This window comes from Nitratireductor aestuarii, assembly GCF_014641695.1.
Lineage (GTDB): Bacteria > Pseudomonadota > Alphaproteobacteria > Rhizobiales > Rhizobiaceae > Chelativorans > Chelativorans aestuarii.
Genome location: NZ_BMIF01000045.1, coordinates 1 through 1,488 on the forward strand (window position 1 = coordinate 1; position 1,488 = coordinate 1,488).

Below are 1,488 nucleotides of genomic sequence, written 5' to 3' on the forward strand. Positions count from 1 at the left end.
GTCTGGACCTCGATGGCTACTGGCGTGCCGCGATTGGCCAGGAACGCCGGCCGCGCGGTCTTGGCGCCAAACGGTTCCTGCAACTGGTTGGACATGGCATTGAAGACGAAGAACGCGTTCGACCGGGCAAACGGCGTGATATTGCCGTTGGAGCCGTGCATGGTATTGCAGTCGAACAGCACCAGCGTGCCGGCCTTGCCGGTCGCGGTCGTGATCCCGTGCTGCTTTGCAAGTCTCGTCAGGCTTTCCTCGGACGGCACTCCGACCTCCTGCTTTTGCAGCGAAGACTTGTGGTTGTCTTCAGGCGTCTCTCCGGCACATGCGATGAAGTGCTTGTGCGAGCCAGGCATCAGCATGAGCGGACCGTTTTGCGTGCCGTTATCGGTCAACAGCAGCGAGGCGGAAATGGCGCGCATGCGCGGCATGCCGTCTTCCGCGTGCCAGGTCTCGAAGTCCGAATGCCAGTAGAATTCCTTGCCGGTAAAGCCCGGCTTGTAGTTCAGCCGCGACTGGTGAATGTAGACCTCGTCGCCGAGAAGATGCTTGACGACACCGGCAATGCGCCGGTCGCTTGCAAGCCGGTTGAACAGCTGGCTCTGCTCCGGCAGCTGGAACACAGTCCGCACCTCATCCGAGCCGGGCTCGGTGATGACGCTGCCTTCCATCAGCTCACGCTCGCCACTGCGAAGTGCCGAGGATTCCGCGATGAGGGCGGCGATTTCATCGGCCGAGAAGATGTTTTCCAGGATGAGGAAGCCGTCGCGTTCGAATGCTTCAGCCTGCTGCGCCGTCAGCGGTGCCTCGGGGCTCCACTGGCTCCAGACGGTTTTGTCCTGACGCGGCAGCCACTTCTCCTCCGGCAGCCGGCTTGGATAGGGGTCGTGGGTGTGCGGATTCTGTACAGACATAGCTGTCATGTTCGCTCTCCTTTGCGAGGGGTTTCTGTGGGGCATGATCCAGCCCGGATGGCTGGGCTCAATCGTGCTGGTCTCAGATCGGCGCGCCTTCCAGCGCGTAGGAGCCATCTTCCAGATGCACTTCGCGTCCGGTGACCGGCGGATTGAAGACGCAGGCCATGACCATCTCGGTGTCGCCCTTCAGGCGGTGCCGGTCATGCTCGTTGAGCACATACATCACGCCGGGGTGGATGGGGTGCAACTCGCCTGTCGCGATATTCTCGATCGAACCATTGCCGGAGATGCAGTAGACGCACTCGAAATGGTTCTTGTAATGGAACAGGTGCTCCGTCCCGGCATGAATGGTGGTGATGTGAAAGCTGAACCCGACACCATCATCCTTGAGCAGCAGCCTGACGCTGTCCCAGCCTTTGGATTCAACTTTGCGCGTGGTGTTCTTTTCGACATTGAGGTCGCGAACGATCATTCTCGGTTACTCCGCAGCTATACTGGTTGATTGGGTGATTTCGCGGACGGCATGCTCGAAGATGTCGAGGCCGCGCGAAAAGAGGGGCATGTCGATGTTCAGTGG

At 60.0% G+C, this 1,488-nt stretch carries 2 protein-coding genes; both read right to left on the reverse strand.

All coding sequences use genetic code 11. The annotated features are described in order from the left end of the window. Positions 1-917 (reverse strand): ectoine hydroxylase (gene thpD, locus IEX27_RS21010; protein ID WP_373869907.1); only part of this gene is annotated, 917 nt, incomplete at its 3' end. 73 nt (positions 918-990) lie between these two features. Then, positions 991-1,383, reverse strand: a complete 393-nt coding sequence (locus IEX27_RS21015) for an ectoine synthase (RefSeq protein WP_188723019.1) — start codon at positions 1,381-1,383, stop codon at positions 991-993. Positions 1,384-1,488: the final 105 nt, after the last annotated feature.

Bases quoted from the DNA above. Each gene is read 5' to 3' on its own strand.
- IEX27_RS21015 (WP_188723019.1), bottom strand. From the start codon at position 1,383: ATGATCGTTCGCGACCTCAATGTCGAAAAGAACACCACGCGCAAAGTT.